The 19,008-nt window shown below is 39.6% G+C and carries 12 protein-coding genes and 13 tRNA genes; 24 read left to right on the top strand and 1 reads right to left on the bottom strand.

Annotation, left to right across the window (positions count from 1 at the left end; genetic code table 11):
• Positions 1-33 precede the first annotated feature (33 nt).
• The 18 genes from J7E66_RS30590 (at position 34) to J7E66_RS30675 (ending at position 9,861) form a co-directional block, all read left to right on the top strand.
• Positions 34-109 (top strand) — tRNA-Ala (locus J7E66_RS30590).
• A gap of 18 nt (positions 110-127) precedes the next feature.
• Positions 128-204 (top strand) — tRNA-Met (locus tag J7E66_RS30595).
• A gap of 26 nt (positions 205-230) precedes the next feature.
• Positions 231-307 (top strand) — tRNA-Ile (locus J7E66_RS30600).
• A gap of 19 nt (positions 308-326) precedes the next feature.
• Positions 327-419, top strand: a tRNA-Ser gene (locus tag J7E66_RS30605).
• Between the two features lie 161 nt (positions 420-580).
• A tRNA-Met gene (locus J7E66_RS30610) sits at positions 581-654 on the top strand.
• Positions 655-656: 2 nt separating this feature from the next.
• Positions 657-733, top strand: a tRNA-Asp gene (locus J7E66_RS30615).
• 22 nt (positions 734-755) lie between these two features.
• A tRNA-Phe gene (locus tag J7E66_RS30620) sits at positions 756-831 on the top strand.
• A 27-nt stretch (positions 832-858) separates the two neighbouring features.
• Positions 859-934, top strand: a tRNA-His gene (locus J7E66_RS30625).
• A gap of 17 nt (positions 935-951) precedes the next feature.
• A tRNA-Gly gene (locus J7E66_RS30630) sits at positions 952-1,025 on the top strand.
• A gap of 6 nt (positions 1,026-1,031) precedes the next feature.
• Positions 1,032-1,108, top strand: a tRNA-Ile gene (locus tag J7E66_RS30635).
• A 31-nt stretch (positions 1,109-1,139) separates the two neighbouring features.
• Positions 1,140-1,214, top strand: a tRNA-Asn gene (locus J7E66_RS30640).
• A 3-nt stretch (positions 1,215-1,217) separates the two neighbouring features.
• Positions 1,218-1,308 (top strand) — tRNA-Ser (locus J7E66_RS30645).
• An 8-nt stretch (positions 1,309-1,316) separates the two neighbouring features.
• Positions 1,317-1,388, top strand: a tRNA-Glu gene (locus J7E66_RS30650).
• Between the two features lie 548 nt (positions 1,389-1,936).
• Complete coding sequence (glgB, locus tag J7E66_RS30655; protein ID WP_215007631.1) at positions 1,937-3,880, top strand: 1,4-alpha-glucan branching protein GlgB; 1,944 nt, start codon at positions 1,937-1,939, stop codon at positions 3,878-3,880.
• On the top strand, positions 3,828-4,973 hold the full coding sequence (locus tag J7E66_RS30660) for a glucose-1-phosphate adenylyltransferase (protein ID WP_214717705.1): 1,146 nt from the start codon (positions 3,828-3,830) through the stop codon (positions 4,971-4,973). The genes glgB and J7E66_RS30660 overlap by 53 nt, the downstream gene beginning before the upstream one ends.
• A 22-nt stretch (positions 4,974-4,995) precedes the next feature.
• Positions 4,996-6,027, top strand: coding sequence for a GlgC family sugar phosphate nucleotidyltransferase (locus J7E66_RS30665; protein WP_215007634.1), 1,032 nt, complete (start codon positions 4,996-4,998; stop codon positions 6,025-6,027).
• Entirely contained in the window at positions 6,024-7,475 is a 1,452-nt protein-coding gene (glgA, locus tag J7E66_RS30670; RefSeq protein WP_215007637.1) for a glycogen synthase GlgA, read from the top strand. The genes J7E66_RS30665 and glgA overlap by 4 nt, the downstream gene beginning before the upstream one ends.
• Entirely contained in the window at positions 7,465-9,861 is a 2,397-nt protein-coding gene (locus J7E66_RS30675) for a glycogen/starch/alpha-glucan phosphorylase (protein WP_215007640.1), read from the top strand. The genes glgA and J7E66_RS30675 overlap by 11 nt, the downstream gene beginning before the upstream one ends.
• A gap of 34 nt (positions 9,862-9,895) precedes the next feature.
• Here J7E66_RS30675 and J7E66_RS30680 read toward each other — a convergent pair whose 3' ends face one another.
• Positions 9,896-10,831, bottom strand: coding sequence for a 1,4-dihydroxy-2-naphthoate polyprenyltransferase (locus J7E66_RS30680; RefSeq protein WP_215007643.1), 936 nt, complete (start codon positions 10,829-10,831; stop codon positions 9,896-9,898).
• A gap of 357 nt (positions 10,832-11,188) precedes the next feature.
• Here J7E66_RS30680 and J7E66_RS30685 point away from each other — a divergent pair, with 357 nt between their 5' ends.
• The 6 genes from J7E66_RS30685 (at position 11,189) to menC (ending at position 18,678) form a co-directional block, all read left to right on the top strand.
• Positions 11,189-12,589 carry an isochorismate synthase gene (locus tag J7E66_RS30685; RefSeq protein WP_251033220.1) on the top strand — a complete coding sequence of 467 codons (1,401 nt, stop codon included), beginning with the start codon at positions 11,189-11,191 and terminating at the stop codon, positions 12,587-12,589.
• A 1-nt stretch (position 12,590) separates the two neighbouring features.
• Positions 12,591-14,339, top strand: coding sequence for a 2-succinyl-5-enolpyruvyl-6-hydroxy-3-cyclohexene-1-carboxylic-acid synthase (gene menD, locus J7E66_RS30690; protein ID WP_215007649.1), 1,749 nt, complete (start codon positions 12,591-12,593; stop codon positions 14,337-14,339).
• Positions 14,340-15,152: a 2-succinyl-6-hydroxy-2,4-cyclohexadiene-1-carboxylate synthase gene (gene menH, locus J7E66_RS30695; RefSeq protein ID WP_215007652.1), complete on the top strand. Its 813-nt coding sequence runs from the start codon at positions 14,340-14,342 to the stop codon at positions 15,150-15,152.
• Positions 15,153-15,170: 18 nt separating this feature from the next.
• Positions 15,171-15,989, top strand: coding sequence for a 1,4-dihydroxy-2-naphthoyl-CoA synthase (menB, locus tag J7E66_RS30700; RefSeq protein ID WP_088089340.1), 819 nt, complete (start codon positions 15,171-15,173; stop codon positions 15,987-15,989).
• An 89-nt stretch (positions 15,990-16,078) separates the two neighbouring features.
• Positions 16,079-17,572 (top strand): o-succinylbenzoate--CoA ligase, encoded by a 1,494-nt coding sequence (locus J7E66_RS30705; RefSeq protein ID WP_215007654.1) that lies wholly within the window; start codon positions 16,079-16,081, stop codon positions 17,570-17,572.
• The gene (menC, locus tag J7E66_RS30710) at positions 17,572-18,678 is read left to right on the top strand and encodes an o-succinylbenzoate synthase (RefSeq protein WP_215007656.1); all 1,107 of its coding nucleotides are present in this window, start codon (positions 17,572-17,574) and stop codon (positions 18,676-18,678) included. The genes J7E66_RS30705 and menC overlap by 1 nt, the downstream gene beginning before the upstream one ends.
• Positions 18,679-19,008 lie beyond the last annotated feature (330 nt).

Genomic DNA, 19,008 nt, shown 5'->3' on the forward strand with positions numbered 1-19,008 from the left:
CCTGTCTTCCCGACCATTCTTCTTAATTCTTATGGGGCCTTAGCTCAGCTGGGAGAGCGCCTGCTTTGCACGCAGGAGGTCAGCGGTTCGATCCCGCTAGGCTCCACCATAATTAAATTGTATATTTGGCGGTGTAGCTCAGCTGGCTAGAGCGTACGGTTCATACCCGTAAGGTCGGGGGTTCGATCCCCTCCGCCGCTACCAAATATTTTAAAGACGTATTTTAATTTGGACCTTTAGCTCAGCTGGTTAGAGCAGACGGCTCATAACCGTCCGGTCGTAGGTTCGAGTCCTACAAGGTCCACCATTAGTTTCATAGTTAACACGGAGGAATACCCAAGTTTGGCTGAAGGGATCGGTCTTGAAAACCGACAGGCGGGTCATACCGCGCGGGGGTTCGAATCCCTCTTCCTCCTCCATTTGCTTTTATAATTTTATTGTCGCGGGGTGGAGCAACGAGCATTGCTTCAATGAATAATCTGCGAGTTGTATCAATCGAGCTGCTGCTTGCATATGCTTACTGAGATTGATACAGTCCATGGAACATTGATCATGGACAAAATTATATAATTTTTATTGTCGCGGGGTGGAGCAGTCTGGTAGCTCGTCGGGCTCATAACCCGAAGGTCGCAGGTTCAAATCCTGTCCCCGCAATTGGTCTGGTAGTTCAGTTGGTTAGAATGCCTGCCTGTCACGCAGGAGGTCGCGGGTTCGAGTCCCGTCCAGACCGCCATTTTCATTTGGCAAAGTAATATGGCTCAGTAGCTCAGTCGGTAGAGCAAAGGACTGAAAATCCTTGTGTCGGCGGTTCGATTCCGTCCTGAGCCACCATTTTAATTAAATAGAGTTTTTATTGTGGCGATTGTGGCGAAGTGGTTAACGCACCTGATTGTGGTTCAGGCATTCGTGGGTTCGATTCCCATCAGTCGCCCCATAATAAATCTATTATATGCGGGTGTAGTTTAGTGGTAAAACCTCAGCCTTCCAAGCTGATGATGAGAGTTCGATTCTCTTCACCCGCTCCAATTTATGGGCCTATAGCTCAGCTGGTTAGAGCGCACGCCTGATAAGCGTGAGGTCGATGGTTCGAGTCCATTTAGGCCCACCATATATCTTTTCATAGCAGCAACTTTAATTGTTCCGCAGTAGCTCAGTGGTAGAGCTATCGGCTGTTAACCGATCGGTCGTAGGTTCGAGTCCTACCTGCGGAGCCAAACGGGGAAGTACTCAAGTGGCTGAAGAGGCGCCCCTGCTAAGGGTGTAGGTCGGGTGACCGGCGCGAGGGTTCAAATCCCTCCTTCTCCGCCATATATTAAGGCCCCTTGGTCAAGCGGTTAAGACACCTCCCTTTCACGGAGGTAACACGGGTTCGAGTCCCGTAGGGGTCATACAAGAAAACTGATAACAACATGTTATCAGTTTTTTTGTTGTATAGGAAATTATAAAATTAATTATTGTGGATAACACTGAACTAGTTCTCTGAATTCAGCTCCAAAATGTTGATTTGCATTCAAGACTGTAAAGGTCAGTATCAGTTCTAGTGGACCTATGAAAAAAGAACTACAAACGTGGAAGCCTTTTTTATAATAATAATTATATTGATATAACTTTAGAAACCCCCCTCTCCTTAGTAAAAACCTTGACAACGCTTACATTCAGAACAATTTCTCCTAATTTTGGACTATCCATTTTTTAAAAATAAAATAACATTTTTTGAATGAAAATCATAAAAAAACTAAAAAAAATTTATATATTTTTGGCGATTACTGATAGAAAAATTGGTGTATAGTGTCGAAACTTGTCACACCTTAGGTTTTTATGGCATATAGCCTCAGCTATTGTCAGAAAAGATAAAAAAGTTTTATGAGGAATATTGATTAATAGCCATTATAATTGGTCTTTGAAATACATATTTTCATTGGGAATGAGGAGAGCCATGACAGTGAATACGTTTTTTCCGACTGAGTATCAGTTACATTTATTTCACGAAGGAAATTTTTTCCAAAGTCATCAGCTTTTTGGCGCTCATATCTTTAAGAATTCCGATAAGGTTTATACACGATTTTGCGTATGGGCCCCTAATGCAATGCAGGTTAGGCTTGCGGGGGATTTTAATAACTGGAATGGTGAAGGGTATGAATTGCAAAAGGTTAATGATGAGGGAGTTTGGATTCTGATTGTTAATAGGGATCTAACAGGGAAGCTTTATAAGTATGAAATTATCACACATTCTGGTGAGAGGCTGCTAAAATCAGATCCATTTGCTTTTTATTCTGAATTAAGACCGAATACAGCTTCTATTGTTTATTCGTTAAACCATTATGAGTGGCAAGACAATCATTGGATGAATCGAAGAGGAAAAAAGAACCTCCTTTCTGAGCCAGTGGTAATTTATGAATTGCATTTGGGTTCATGGAAAAAGAAGGAAGACGGCGAATATCTAAGTTATAAAGAATTGGCATTGGAACTTATTCCATATGTAATTGAGCACGGATTTACACATATAGAGTTATTACCTCTAGTCGAACACCCTCTCGATGCCTCATGGGGTTATCAAGGAACAGGTTACTTTTCTGTTACATCCAGGTATGGGACACCAGATGAATTTAGAGAATTTGTTGATCTGATTCATCAAAATGGTATTGGGGTTATTCTTGATTGGGTGCCTGGTCATTTTTGCAAGGACGCTCATGGCCTTTACCGTTTTGATGGGACTCACATTTATTCCTATAGCACAGCTAGCGACAGAGAGAATGCTGTTTGGGGAACTGCCAACTTTGACCTTGGAAAAGGAGAGGTACAAAGTTTTCTAATCTCAAATGCCCAGTTTTGGATTGACTATTTCCATATTGATGGTTTCCGAATGGACGCAGTAGCTAATATCATTTACTGGCCGAATGGCTCAAATGAAAAGCGTGAAAACCCATTTGGAATTAACTTTTTGAAAAAACTAAACCAACATGTTCATGAGTATGAACCACACTTTTTAATGATTGGTGAGGATTCAACAGAATTTCCTAATGTCACAACACCAGTTACATACGGTGGGCTTGGCTTTGATTATAAATGGAATATGGGCTGGATGAATGACATGCTTGAATATATGGAAATTCCACCTTACTCGCGCTCACATGTTCATTCAAATGTAACGTTTTCATTTTTATATGCCTTTTTAGAAAACTTTATGCTGCCATTTTCTCACGATGAAGTGGTACATGGGAAAAAATCACTGCTCGATAAGATGCCAGGCGATTATTGGGAGAAATTTGCACAACTTAGACTTTTGCTAGGGTATATGTTTGCTCATCCTGGAAAAAAACTTTTATTTATGGGTTTTGAATTGGGCCAGTTTTCTGAATGGAAAGATAAAGAACAGCTCGATTGGAACTTAATGGACTATGAGATGCATCAAAAATTAAATGCCTACGTAAAGTTTTTAACTAAATTCTATAAACGTTCAAAGGCACTTTATGAACTCGATCATTTACAGGACGGATTCGAATGGATAGATGCCAATAATAGCCACCAATCTGTTTTCTCTTTTATGAGAAAAGGGAAAAAGTCTGAAGAAACATTAGTGGTTATTTGCAATTTTACTGGTGTCAATTACCCAATGTATAAAATTGGTGTTCCTAAATCCGGTGAGTATCGAGAAATTTTCAATAGTGATCATATAGAATACGGTGGAGCTGGATTGGTTAATAAAAAGACTATTATAGCAGAAGAAGAACCATTCCATGGCCAGCCATTTTCATTAAATCTAGCAATTCCCCCATTTGGATTCCAAATCATCAGACCAGTTAAAAAGAGGAAGGAGCGAAAAGGAAATGGCAAAGAAGAAGTGCGTAGCCATGTTATTAGCAGGAGGGAAAGGAAGTAGGCTTAATTCGCTGACAAAGGATTTAGCGAAACCAGCTGTTCCTTTTGGAGGTAAATATCGAATTATTGATTTTGCATTGAGCAATTGCGCCAATTCTGGCATCGATACGGTTGGGGTATTAACACAATATCAACCATTGTTATTAAATTCCTATATTGGGATTGGAAGCGCATGGGATCTTGACCGAAAGGATGGCGGGGTAACTGTATTACCACCGTACGCTGAATCTTCCGAAGTAAAATGGTATACAGGCACTGCAAGTGCGATTTATCAAAACCTTAATTACCTTAAACAATACCAGCCTGAATATGTGCTAATCCTATCAGGTGACCATATTTACAAAATGAACTATGAGAGTATGCTTGAATATCATATTGAAAAAAGGGCTGACGTAACTATTTCTTTAATAGAAGTTCCTTGGAATGAAGCCAGTCGTTTTGGGATCATGGATACAGACGAAGAACTAAGAATTGTCGATTTTGACGAAAAACCAGCGAATCCAAAAAATAATCTTGCTTCGATGGGCATTTATATTTTTAACTGGAATATACTTAAAGAATATTTAGAAATGGATGACCGTGTTCCTGAATCGAGTCATGATTTTGGGAAAGATGTGATTCCGATGCTTTTAGAGGAAAATAAAAAATTGTTTGCTTATCCATTTAAAGGCTATTGGAAAGACGTCGGTACGGTCCAAAGCCTCTGGGAAGCTAATATGGATCTACTAAGAGAAGAATGTGACTTAGATTTGTTTGACCATGGATGGAGGATTTATTCAGTTAACCCGAATCAGCCGCCACAATATATTTCTCCGAGTGCGGTGGTTAAAGAGTCACTTATTAATGAGGGATGTACAATAGAAGGGGAAGTAGTGAAATCTGTTCTTTTTCAAGGGGTTACTGTTGGAAAAGGATCAACTATTTTAGAGTCGGTCATTATGCCGGATGCGATCATTGGTAATAATTGTTTGATTGAAAGAGCCATTGTACCTTCTGATGTGAATGTGCCTGACGGAACAGTTATCCGCTCGTTCGATGAAGAGATTATTCTAGTTACTAATGAAATGTTAAGCGGGTTATACCCTGCTTTCTAATATAATACAGGAGGGACTTGGATTGGAAAAAAAGCTACTAGGAGTCATTGATGCCACCACATACCATGAAGATTTGGAAGATTTATTAACACATCGCGCACTTGCTGCCCTGCCTTTTGCAGGAAGATATCGTATTATTGATTTTGTGCTATCGAATATGGTGAATTCAGGTATTCGAAGTGTGGCAATATTTCCAAAAATGCAGTACCGTTCACTAATGGATCATCTAGGTTCAGGGAAAAACTGGGATTTGAATCGAAAACGGGATGGCCTTTTCTTTTTCCCATCTCCAATAGTTGATTACGATGGAAATACAATTGGTTCGTTTGAGAATTTTGCAGCAAATTTAGACTTTTTTTATCGCAGCACGCAAGAGTATTCGATTATTTCCAATTGCTATACGGTTTTTAATATGAACTTTAGACCAATCTTAGATTGGCATAGCAATTCAAGATGTGACATTACCGAAATCCATCAGAAGGATGGAGCTTCGATGGAGATGTACTTAATCAAAACATCCCTACTTATTAAGCTGATTGAAACGCGTAATGAAACAGGGTATACCTGTATGAAGGATGTTGTAAATGATATTGAAAATCTTTACTCGATTTGTAACTATGAATATGACGGTTATTCCGTGATGATAGATTCGATCGAAAACTATTTTTCTACTAGTATGAATTTACTACAGTCGGATGTTTGGAAAAAACTTTTTATTAAAGAACAGCCGATCTTCACTAAGGTAAAGGATGAGCCGCCAACGAAATATATTAAAGGGTCTGTTGTGAAAAATGCAATGATTGCCAATGGATGTTTAATTAGCGGTTCAGTAGAAAATAGTATTATATCCCGAGGTGTAAAGATTGGAAAAGGTGCAGTTATTAAGAACTGTATCATTATGCAAAAGTGCCAGATCGAAGATAATTGTTATCTAGATTCCGTTATTTTAGATAAAGATGTGAAAGTTGAAGCAGGAACTCACTTAACTGGAACAGCGGGGTCACCATTTGTGGTTCGTAAAGGGACAAAACAAGGAGCGTTGATGAACTCGTGAAAGTACTATTTGCCGTTTCGGAATGTGGACCATTTGCAAAATCGGGAGGACTTGCCGATGTTGCTGGTTCCCTTCCAAAAGAATTAAAGAGTTTGGGAACTGATGTCAGAGTTATTCTACCTAAATACGGAACAATTTCAGAAGAATTTAAGAGTGAGATGAAAAAGGTTAAAGAATTTACTGTTTCTGTTGGCTGGAGAAATCAGTATTGCGGAATTGAAGAGCTCACACACCAGGGAGTTACATTTTATTTCGTAGATAATGAATACTACTTTAAACGAGAAAATTTATATGGCTATTTTGATGATGGGGAAAGATTTGCTTATTTTAATAGGGCTGTCTTAGACACACTTGCCCAGCTAAACTTTTTTCCAGATGTGTTACATTGCCATGACTGGCACACGGCGATGATTCCTTTTCTGTTACGAACTGAATATTATAAAAGAAAAGGTTACGGCTTAATGCGTACTGTTTTTACGATTCATAATCTTCAATTCCAAGGGATCTTTCCAAAAGAGGTCTTGGGAGACTTGTTAGGAATGGATTACAATTCTTTTCACACTGGTCACTTAGAGTTTTTCGGAAATATCAATTATATGAAGGGCGCTCTTGTATCTGCAGACAAAATTACGACAGTTAGCCCAACCTATAAAGAAGAAATTCAAACACCTGTATTTGGTGAAAAGTTAGACGGTCTCTTAAGAGAAAGAAATGAAGACTTAATTGGGATTTTAAATGGGATTGATGAAGATTTCTATAATCCTGTTTCCGACCCATTAATATATCAAACATATACTGCTGATAATCATCAAAAAAAATCAATCAACAAAAGTGAGATTCAAAAACATTTTGGATTACCACAATCTGCGCGTACACCTTTATTAGTCATGATTACAAGGCTGACAAAGCAAAAAGGACTTGATTTAGTTAAATGTGTCCTTCGTGAAATATTGCAGGAGGATCTGCAGGTCATTATCCTTGGAACAGGTGATTATGAATACGAAGAACATTTAAGACAGGCCGCACGTATTTATCCTGAAAAATTAAGGGTTCATACCGGTTTTAATGAAGGGCTTGCCCATAAACTTTATGCCGCTGCAGACTTATTTTTAATGCCATCCCAATTCGAACCATGCGGGCTTGGACAGTTGATTGCAATGAAATATGGTGCGATCCCGATCGTTAGGGAAACTGGCGGCTTAAATGATACAATAAAACCTTGGAACGAATTTACCGGAAAAGGAAATGGATTTTCTTTTGCAAATTTTAATGCCCATGATATGCTCTATACAATTAAAAGAGCACTAGGCGTTTATCACGATTCAAAATCGTGGAAATCGATTGTAAAACAAGCAATGGAAATGGATTATAGCTGGGCACAGTCAGCATATAGCTATAACCAGTTATATGCAGAGATCGTTGCAAGGAGTGAAACACATGTTTTCTAATACGGTCGAGTTTAAGGGAACTTTTCTAAAAAGGATTGAGATGGTATGTGGGAAGAGTTTTCCTGAAAGCTCAGCCAGGGATCACTATCAAACCCTTGGAACAATGATTAGTGAATTTGTTAGTAATGCTTGGATTACTACAAACGAGCGTCATTTGGCGACAAAAGGAAAGCAGGTTTATTACCTCTCTATTGAATATCTTTTGGGGAAATTACTAAGACAAAATCTAATTAACCTTGGTGTGGAAGAGACGGTGCAAGCAGGCCTAGAGGAATTAGGAATCGATCTAGGAGAATTAGAGGAATATGAGGCAGATGCAGGTTTAGGAAACGGCGGCTTAGGAAGATTAGCTGCCTGTTTTCTAGACTCACTTGCTTCACTTAATCTGCCGGGTCATGGTCATGGCATTCGTTACAAACATGGCTTATTTGAACAAAAAATTGTTGATGGCTATCAAGTAGAATTGCCGGAACAATGGCTTAAGAACGGAAATGTTTGGGAAATCCGTAAAACCGATAGTTCCATCAAAATCCCATTTTGGGGTAAGGTGGAAACGAAGATGGAAAATGGCCGACTTGTGTTTCATCACCTACATGCTGAAACGGTCACCGCAGTACCTCACGACATGCCGGTCATAGGCTATCAGTCAAAAACCATCAATACACTAAGACTTTGGAATGCAGAGCCTTCCCAATTTCCCTTACACGAGGATATTTTAAAATATAAACGGGAAACGGAAATGATTTCTGAGTTTTTATATCCTGATGATACCCATGATGAAGGAAAGGTTTTAAGATTGAAACAGCAATACTTTTTGGTATCAGCTAGTATACAATCTATTTTAAAGACCTATCGGAAACAACACAACAGCTTGAAACAACTCCATGAACATATCTGTATTCACATTAATGATACACACCCTGTCCTGGCCATTCCCGAGTTAATGAGAATCCTAATTGATGACGAAGGATTTGATTGGGAGCAGGCATGGCACATTACAAAACATACTATTTCTTACACCAATCATACCACCTTGTCAGAAGCGTTAGAGAAATGGCCAGTACATATTTTTCAACCGTTGCTTCCAAGAATATTTATGATAGTAGAAGAAATTAATGAACGATTTTGTCATGAACTTTGGGAGCAAACACCAGGTGATTGGGAGCGGATTAAGGGACTAGCCATCCTTGCCGATAATTATGTAAAAATGGCTCATTTGGCCATCGTAGGAAGCTTTAGTGTGAATGGTGTGGCGAAACTGCATACTGAAATATTAAAGAAACGCGAGATGAATCAATTTTATCAATTGTTTCCTGATAAATTTAACAATAAAACGAACGGAATTGCCTACCGCCGCTGGCTGTTAAAATCGAACCCAAAACTATCTTCATTGATTACAGATACGATTGGGTCTGATTGGACCTATAAAGCTACCGAGCTGTCCCAGTTACTTAGATTTCAAAACGACACTTCATTTTTAGAACAATTATTAAAAATTAAGAATGAAAACAAACAAACACTTGCCAAGATTATTTTCGATAAGACGGGAACTGCCGTTGATACGGGTTCAATCTTTGATGTACAAGTGAAGCGGCTCCATGCTTATAAACGGCAGCTTTTAAATGTATTACATATTATGCATCTCTATAATCGGATCAAAGAAGATTCAAGCTTTAAGGTTGTTCCAAGAGTGTTTATTTTTGGAGCGAAAGCATCGCCAGGATATTATTATGCGAAGAAAATCATTAAGTTAATAAATACAGTTGCTGAAAAAGTCAACAATGACCCATTTATCAACGACAAAATTAAAGTGATTTTTCTTGAAAATTATCGCGTTTCTCTTGCGGAGAAGATCTTCCCTGCAGCAGATGTCAGTGAACAAATCTCCACGGCTAGTAAGGAAGCTTCTGGAACAGGTAATATGAAGTTTATGATCAATGGGGCATTGACGGTGGGAACCTTGGATGGTGCCAATATAGAAATTCGTGAATTAGTCGGTAATTCCAATATATTCACGTTTGGACTAACTGCAGATGAAGTTCTTCACTACTATCAACATGGCGGATATCAATCCGATGAATATTACCACCACGATTATCGAATTCGTCAAGCCGTTGACCAGCTTGTGAATGGCTTTTTCCCTGGTGTTTATAATGAATTTGAACCAATATTCGATTCACTCCTTCAGGAAAATGATCAATATTTTGTCTTAAAGGATTTTGCTTCCTATGCAGAAACACAACGTTCCATTGGAGAAGCGTTTATTGACCGATTACGTTGGCAGAAAATGAGTCTAAATAATATCGCCCAGGCTGGTTACTTTTCAAGTGATCGTACGATTCAGGAATACGCAGACGACATATGGGGAATAAAGCCTCTACAATAAAAAAAACTTCTGCCAGTCTATGGCAGAAGTTTTTTTATAAGTAATGACCTGCGAAAATTCCGATTGCTAATAAAAACCCAAATATCGTATTGGTTTGTGCTGTTGCTTTCATCGCTGGTGCCATTTGAATCGGCAAGGTATTTTCAATAAATCCTTTGGTTGCTTTAATAGCCTTTGGAGCGCTAAGAATTACAAGTGCTGTCCAAATTGGTAAAACACCAATAATGATGAGTCCCAAAACCCAAAGAAATGAAAAAGTGAACATCCCTGTTAATAAGTAAATAGCACCTTTCTTACCTAATAGAATGGCAACTGTTTTACGGCCGTTTTCTTTGTCGCCATCCAAATCACGGATGTTATTCGATAACATAATCATACCAACCAATATCATACTTGGAACTGAAACGAGAATACTTGTGCTGCTGACTGTTCCCGTTTGAATAAAGAAGGCGATTAAAATAATCAGCATCCCCATAAAGAAACCTGAAAGAATTTCACCAAATGGTGTATAGGCGATCGGGAAAGGACCTCCAGTATAAAAATATCCCACAGCCATACAAATTAGGCCTACAACAGCTAACCACCAGCTGCTATTTGCGCAAATATAGACCCCTAATAATAGAGCAATTCCATAAAAGCCAAAAGCAAGATTTAGGACTGTTTTGGGTTTGATTCCGTCACGAACAATCGTACCTCCAATCCCAACGGATTGGGCAGTATCCAGACCGCGTTTGAAATCGAAATATTCATTAAACATATTGGTTGCAGCTTGAATCAATAAACTTGCTAAAAGCATGGCAAAAAATAGACCAAAATGGATGTTCCCATACTTAAGGGCTAATGCCGTACCAAGCAGAACTGGCACGAATGCAGCGGTTAATGTATGAGGGCGGGTCATTTGCCACCAAACTTGAAAGCCGCGGTTTGATTCAACTACAGGATTCGAGCTTTGCTGTATATTTGGTTGCATAGTATCTCTCCCTTTTTAGTTTTTTTCTCTCTATTTAAAGGTTTAGAATCGATTATTTAATGGGCTTTGCCCAAAACTAAGTGTATGAAATTCAAGGAATAGTGTCAATTAATTTTTCTTATCAAATCTAGAAGATTATACCTGTTTGATTATTATTGGATGGTTGGTGGGAAAATGAAACTAATCAAATGAGAAGGCTTTTTTTATCAGTAAGATGGAAACTTAAGATATAATATGGAATGATGCAGGTTTGCTAGTGACAAGTATTACTGACTTCTTTACAATGAGAGTAGTATGTTAAAATTTGCATTAATATGAATGGATAACAGTCATTTCGGCTGTTTTGGAGGGATTTGTTTGGTTACCATTCAAGAATTGGAAATAATGGAACGAGGTCTTTTGGCTGTTAATCGAGCAAAAGAACTTGGCCGGCCCATTTTAATTAGTGAAGTTTATAAAATGGACACGATTAACCCACTATCATTTTTTAATATAGGAAAAGAACATTATCGCGGGGAACGATTTTTCTGGAAGGACCCAACGGACGAGACGGTGCTAATTGGACTTGGGATTTCGAAACAAATTCAGACGGATCAGGCTTCTGACCGCTTTTTTCATGTTGAAAAGGAATGGGAAAAATTTTTAGAGGACTGCCTCATTTTTAATCCATATACAGAAGTTGGTGTAGGGCCCGTCATGTTCGGTGGCTTCTCTTTTGACCCCTACAAGGATAAAACAGACCTCTGGTCCAAGTACGCTGATTCATTGTTCCACATACCCAAATTTTTATTAAGTATCATTCGAGGTCAAACGTATTTAACCACGAATACAGTTTGTACTCCACATGAGGATCCTTATATATTTAAGAAAGTAAGCAATGAGAGAAATCAGCTATTAAATTCTCTTCATCAGAATGAACGGATGAGTACAGCGTCACTTCTAGAAACGCGAGAGATTGAACCAGAGAAGTGGAAAAAAACTGTTGATGGAGTTGTGAAGGAATTAACAGAAGGTCCGCTTAAAAAGGTCGTTCTTGCCCGAGAATTGCGGCTTGTATTTGACGATCAGGTAGAGGCAGAGGATGTATTGAATAATTTATATATGCAGCAGCATGAAAGCTTTATTTTTGCATTTGAATCGAATGGTGATTGTTTTATTGGGGCATCTCCAGAAAGACTAGTGAAAAAACATGGGAATGAGGTTTATTCTACCTGCCTTGCCGGTTCTATTTCACGGGGGAAAACCGAACAAGAAGACCTTAAATTAGGTCAAATGTTATTAAATGATCAAAAAAATCTGATTGAGCATGGTTTCGTGGTAGAAATGATTAAGGAAGCACTTGAAGAATCATGTGAAGAAATTATCCTGCCCGACAAGCCGCAGTTGATGAAGATACGGGATATTCAGCACCTATATACCCCTGTTATCGGAAAATGCCATAATGATGCTTCCTTGTTGTTATTAGTCGAACGACTTCACCCAACACCAGCACTCGGCGGACTGCCTAAGGATGAAGCAGTTGTAAAGATTAGACAAGTAGAGGAACTGGACCGTGGATTCTATGCTGCCCCTTTAGGGTGGGTGGACTACAGAAAAAATGGCGAATTTGCTGTTTCGATTCGATCTGGATTGATCCAGGGGGATGAAGTATCGTTGTTTGCAGGTTGTGGAATAGTAGCAGATTCTGACTCAGAAATTGAATATTTGGAGACGAGCTTGAAATTTAAACCAATGCTCCGAGCCCTTGGAGGAAATTAATATGAATCAACAAGAATCATTAACAGCCTATATAGCCGCCGTAGTTTCTGAACTTATTTTTTCGGGAGTTACGGATGTAGTTGTTAGCCCTGGTTCAAGGTCAACTCCAATGGCGATGATCATGGCAGAACATCCTGACCTGAAAGTCCATATCCATGTAGATGAACGGTCAGCGGCTTTCTTTGCGTTGGGAATTGCAAAGTCGTTAAATAAGCCAGTTGCCATACTTTGTACTTCAGGTACAGCCGCAGCAAACTATTTTCCTGCGATAGTTGAAGCGCGTTATGCTCGGGTACCATTGATAGTACTTACAGCGGATCGACCGCATGAACTGCGAGAGGTTGGTGCCCCACAGGCAATCGACCAAATTCATTTATATGGGAAGCATGTGAAATGGTTCTCCGAAATGGCATTGCCTGAAAAAAGTGATGAAATCATTCGCTATGCCAGGACCGTTTGTGCCCGGGCAGTTGCGATTGCCACAAGTGCCCCTTCCGGTCCTGTACATTTGAATTTTCCTTTCAGAGAGCCGCTAATTCCAAAGATGGATGATGACCTCTTCCAGCTTAATGAACGACCAAATGGGTATATAAAAGTTCAAAACGGGGACTTAACCCTTTCAGATGAACATTTTCAGGAAATAGCTGAAAGGCTTAATAAGACAAATAAAGGTGTTATTATTTGTGGAAACATGGGATGTTCTGAATTTCCTAGAGCGGTTACGCAATTAGCTGAGAAATTAAATTTTCCAATCATTGCAGACCCCTTATCACAATTAAGAAGTGGGCAGCATAGCCTTAAAAATATCATTGAAACTTATGATACCTTCCTAAGGAATGAAGATGCAAAAACCTTCCTTAAACCAGAAGTTGTTATTCGATTAGGTGCGATGCCAATATCAAAAGCATTAACGATCTTCTTAAAAGAAAATGGAGATGCAGAACAATTTGTGATTGATGGCGGCGGAGGCTGGCGTGATCCTTCATCCTTGTCAACCAGTATGATCTTTTGTGATGAATCGGTATTCTGCAAGAAGCTATTGTCATATACGAATGAGAATCCCTCATCCCAATTTTTAACGAAATGGAAAAGGGTAAACGGGCTAACCAAAGAAAATATGAATGCTCTAAGTGATATAACAGAATTAAGTGAAGGCAAACTATTTTATCAATTAGCCGATATGGTGCCAGAAGGTGCTACCCTTTTTGTTGGCAATAGTATGCCAATTCGCGACTTGGATAGTTTTTTTATTAACAATAATAAAGCAATCAAAATAATGGCGAACAGGGGAGCCAATGGGATCGATGGTACGGTTTCGACCGCTCTAGGTGCAGCTTTATACTCAAAATCCTTATACCTTGTCCTTGGCGATTTAACATTTTTCCACGACTTAAATGGTCTGATTGCAGCAAAGTTGTACAATATAGATATTAATATTCTTCTGGTTAACAATAATGGAGGCGGAATTTTTTCCTTCCTTCCTCAATCGGAGCATCCTAAGAATTTCGAACTGCTGTTTGGTACTCCACTAGATCTTGAATTTGAGCATGCGGTTAAAATGTTTAAGGGTAAATTTACGAGGATTGAAGATTGGGACCATTTAGGGTCAGAAATGATGAAGGCTACGAATCAAACAGGGTTAAAAGTATATGAGCTTAGAACAAACAGAGACGTTAACCGTGACGAGCACCGCGGATTTTGGAGCTTTGTTTCCCGGGAAATATCGAACTTTGTCAAAGGTGAACAGTAAATGAAGATTGTTAGCGATGGGATTCAATATCATGTCGAAGATTACGGGGAAGGATCTATCCCGCTTGTTCTTTTACATGGATTTACCGGGGACAGCACGACATGGACTCCTTTCTATGATGCTTGGGGGAAGCAAATGAAACTAATTAATCCTGACATCATTGGACATGGAAAAACAGAATCACCCGATGTACTTAGTCGATATCAAATAGAGTCAGTTGCGAAGGATTTAAATACGATCCTTGAACATTTAGATGTTAAGCAAGTAGATCTACTTGGTTACTCAATGGGTGGAAGACTTGCCCTTACTTTTGCCCTGCTTTTTCCTGAGCGGGTCCGTAAATTAATACTTGAAAGTGCCTCACCAGGTCTGGAAACAGAAAATGAAAGTCAACTTCGCCGTATGAAAGATGCGGAACTTGCTAAATTTATTAAAGAACAGGGGATAAGCGCGTTTGTAGATTATTGGGAAGGGATCCCCCTTTTTCAAACGATGAAACAACTGCCTTCAGCACAAAAGCAGGTCATAAGGGAACAGCGTTTAAACAATTCGCCTACTGGGCTCGCGAACAGCCTGCATGGGATGGGAACCGGATCTCAGCCTAACTGGTGGGGGAAATTAAACGAACTAACTTGCGAGGTTCTGCTCTTAACGGGTGAAGAAGATAAAAAGTTTTGTGATATAGCGGATAAAATGATGAAAGAGCTAAAAAATGGCTTTTGGGTGGTTATTGAAGGTAGTGGGCATGCAATTCATGTGGAAGAACCAGAAAAGTTTGGTACAATAGTAAGTGACTTTTTGTCAAAAGAATAAATAAGGGAGGATATCATTTTGACAGTAGAATGGATTGCAGGACGCAAATATGAGGAAATTCTATATGAAACATATAATGGTATTGCGAAAATTACCATTAATCGTCCACATGTACATAATGCATTTACACCGAGAACTGTTTCGGAATTAATTGATGCTTTTGCCTTCGCACGAGATGATTCTAGTGTAGGAGTTATTATTTTAACTGGAGCAGGAGATAAGGCATTTTGTTCAGGTGGTGACCAAAAAGTTCGTGGTCATGGGGGATATGTTGGAGAGGATCAAATTCCTCGTCTAAATGTTCTTGACCTACAGCGCCTCATTCGTGTTATTCCAAAACCTGTTATCGCAATGGTAAAAGGATATGCCATCGGTGGTGGTCATGTGCTGCACATTGTGTGTGACTTAACGATTGCAGCTGATAATGCTATTTTCGGACAAACTGGACCGAATGTTGGAAGCTTTGATGCTGGATACGGCTCAGGCTACCTAGCTAGAATTGTTGGACATAAAAAAGCTCGGGAAATCTGGTTCCTATGTCGTCAATACAATGCCCAGGAGGCACTTGATATGGGCTTAGTGAATACGGTTGTTCCGCTTGAAAGAGTAGAAGAAGAAACGATTCAATGGTGTAGTGAAATACTTGAGAAAAGTCCAACTGCCCTTCGTTTCTTGAAAGCAGCCATGAATGCTGATACAGACGGATTAGCTGGTCTTCAACAATTTGCTGGCGACGCAACCCTGCTTTACTATACAACCGATGAAGCCAAAGAAGGCCGTGATTCATTTAAAGAAAAGCGTAAGCCTGATTTTGGTAAATTCCCTCGTTTTCCTTGATAGTTTTTACCAGCAGCTTGATGGTTTCCATCAGGCTGTTTTTAATAGAAAGCGGGGAAAAAGCAAGACAGATTAGGAAGGTGACAATTATGCAAAGCGAAATGATGCCTAATTTTTTGAAGAAAAGAGCGTTTCTAACCCCTGAACGAACAGCTGTTTATTTTCAGGAACAAACCATAACCTTCGGCGAACTCTACCAACGTTCTTATCAAGTGGCAGGACAGTTACAAGGGTTAGGAATGCATAAAAACCAATATGTTGGTGTGTTATTAAATAGCAACCTAGATACAGTTGTAATATTATTTGCCCTTCAACTGTTAGGAGTTAGGGCTGTAATTTTGAACAACCGCCTTTCTCCGTCGGAACTAGTATGGCAGCTAATTGATGCAAAGGCCGTCTCTTTAATTATTGAAGATACTTTTTCTGAAACAAAAACCTTCATAAATAATCAAATTCCATCAATTTGTACGCTGACAAAGGCCGAGATATTTTTCGGCAGTCAGAACGCGCCCAATATTCAGGAAGAAATCAGCTTATCAGAAATTTGTACGATCATGTATACGTCCGGAACCACAGGAAATCCCAAGGGAGTAATCCAAACCTATGGAAATCACTGGTGGAGTTCCGTTGGTTCAGCCTTAAATTTAGGATTTATTGAAGGGGATTCCTGGCTTTGTAACGTTCCGCTTTTTCATATTAGCGGCTTTTCAATTTTAATGCGCAGTGTCATATATGGAATGCCGATCGTTCTCCACGACCATTTTGATGTTGAAGAAACCATTTATGATATTCATGATAAAAAAGTGACCATCATGTCAGTGGTTGGTACTTCCCTGAGACGAATAGTTGATGCTCTTCGAGAGAGGCGCCTGCCTAATCATTTTCGCTGTATGCTTCTTGGAGGAGGACCTGCACCATTACCATTACTCCAAGCGTGTATAGAAAAAGAAATTCCTGTATTCCAAACCTATGGAATGACCGAATCCTCCTCGCAAATCGTGACGCTCGCTCCAGAATATAGTCTGACGAAGCTAGGCTCGGCAGGAAAGCCGTTGTTCACCTCGCAGCTTCAAATAGTTGCAGAAGATGGTGGTCTGGCTCCCTCAGGTATGCCAGGTGAAATTGTCATAAAAGGACCCAATGTTACCCCAGGGTATTTATTCCTACCTGAAGTAACAGAAGAAAAGTTTATTAATGGCTGGTTCCACACGGGAGATGTGGGCTACTTAGATGAAGATGGCTTCTTATATGTACTCGATCGGCGTTCTGACTTAATAATTTCAGGGGGAGAGAATATTTACCCTGCAGAAATTGAGGCAGTTTTGTTAGCCCATCCGGATGTTTCAGAGGCTGGTGTGACAAGTTTAGAGGATACTGAGTGGGGACAAGTGCCGATTGCTTATATTGTAAAAAGAGAAGGAACAAATCCTTCGGTTGGAGCACTTGAGCAATTTTGTAAAGAGCGTTTAGCCAAATATAAAGTCCCTAAAGCATTTTATTTTACTAAGGAACTGCCTAGAAACGCATCGAAAAAAATACTCCGCCGAGAGCTCCGAGAGTGGGTGAAAGAGGAGATCCGGTAATGAAGATAGCAGCAGTAGAGTTAAATGTCATTCAAATGCCCTTAAATGACCCGTTTCTGACCCATTTAGGAGCCGTGAAGAACCGTGAGGGAATAATCATTAAGATAACCAATTCCGATGGTGTATCAGGGTTTGGAGAGGGCGTTGCTTTTTCTACTCCGTGGTACACAGAAGAAACGGTTAAAACAAGTTTACATATGTTAACTGATGTTTTGATTCCACTCCTTCAAAAAGCACCTTTAAACCATCCTGAGGAGGTCTCTCAGCTGTTTAGCTCGGTAAGAAGGAACAATATGGCTAAGGCTGCCTTAGAAACAGCTGTATGGGATTTATTTGCGAAGAGTCATTCGCTGCCACTATCAAAACTGCTTGGGGGAACACGATCTTTGATTGCGTCAGGGGTTGTAGTGGCCACAGATTCCACTAAAAATGCACTCCAGCAAATTGAGCAATATCTAGAGGACGGTTATCAAAGGATTAAAGTTAAAATAAATCCACAGCAGGATTATGCTTTTCTTTCTGAAATTCGCCGTTTTTATCCTGAACTGCCAATCATGGCAGATGCGAATTCTGCCTATACGATTAAAGATATAGAACGAATAAAAGCTCTTGATGACTTTAAGTTGCTGATGATCGAGCAGCCGCTGGGATATGATGATATTCTTGAACACGCCTTGCTTCAAAAAGAAATTAAAACACCTATTTGTTTGGACGAAAGCATTGTCAGCTATGATGATGCTCGAAAAGCCATCGAGTTCGGAAGTTGTCAGGTAATAAATATTAAAGTGGGCAGGGTAGGGGGCTTGTATGAAGCGAAACGAATTCATGACTATTGCTTCGAAAAGGGCATACCGGTTTGGTGTGGGGGTATGATCGAGTTTGGGGTTTCTAGGGCCCATAATATTGCACTCGCCTCATTACCAGGATTTTCGATCCCAGGAGATATCTCTGCTTCTAATCGCTTTTGGGAGGAAGATATTATTACCCCAGAAGTAAACGTTAAAAACGGTTTTGTCAAAGTCCCATCCGGTCCTGGGATTGGATTTGAAATAAACGAAAAAAGATTACAGGAAACCTTACTGTGGAAAGAAACATTTGTTTTATAAAAATGTTTTTATAAAGCTCATAGTTAATTTTGGAACAATGTTGATTGGAGCGGAAGGCGCGAAGACTCCTGCGGGAGTACGGGGCAGGGGAGACCCCGCAGGCGCTTAGCGAGGGCACTGAAAAAGTCCCTTGTTTTATAGCAGTTGTAGGTTGATTTTATCAACTCTTCAACTGCTTTTTATTTTATAATTGTGGTAATAAAACATTTTAGGTGGTATACAAATGATTTCCTTTCAAGATTCATTCAATCTTAGCCCATACATAGCAATTTATGATCTCGTTGTGCCAAAAAATAATATGCTTCGTCAAATTAAAGAACTAGTCGACGT

The organism is Bacillus sp. ISL-7 (assembly GCF_018613065.1).